This is a genomic window from Oleiphilus sp. HI0123 (assembly GCF_001635315.1).
This window is the reverse complement of the sequence record NZ_LWGE01000974.1, coordinates 1-391: the sequence shown is the minus strand read 5'-3', so window position 1 is coordinate 391 and position 391 is coordinate 1. Positions and strand designations below refer to the sequence as shown.

The 391-nt window shown below is 51.9% G+C and carries 1 protein-coding gene; it reads right to left on the bottom strand.

Annotation, left to right across the window (positions count from 1 at the left end; translation table 11 throughout):
* On the bottom strand, positions 1–391 hold a 391-nt coding region (locus tag A3761_RS08440), incomplete at both ends, for a potassium transporter TrkG (protein WP_304439604.1).

Sequence of the window (391 nt, the reverse complement as noted above, 5' to 3'; positions counted from 1 at the left end):
GTTGAATAGCCGCCGATGGCGATGGTCGAAAAACTATGGCCTATGGCGTCAAACAGGGTCATTCCAGCGGCCCAGTAAGATAGCGCGCAAGCGACTGTTAGCCCGAGGTATATATACCAAAGAGCTTTGGCGGTTTCGGTGATTCGAGGCGTTAATTTACTGTCTTTTACCGGGCCGGGAGTCTCTGCTCGGTATAGCTGCATACCACCAATGCCTAGCATTGGAAGAATGGCGACAGCCAGTACGATCAAGCCCATGCCGCCAAGCCATTGCAATTGTTGTCGGTACCACAAGATAGATTTGGGCAGGTCATCTATCCCGGTAATGACGGTCGCGCCAGTGGTGGTTAGCCCCGATAGGGACTCAAAGTAAGCATCAACGAAGCGTAAAT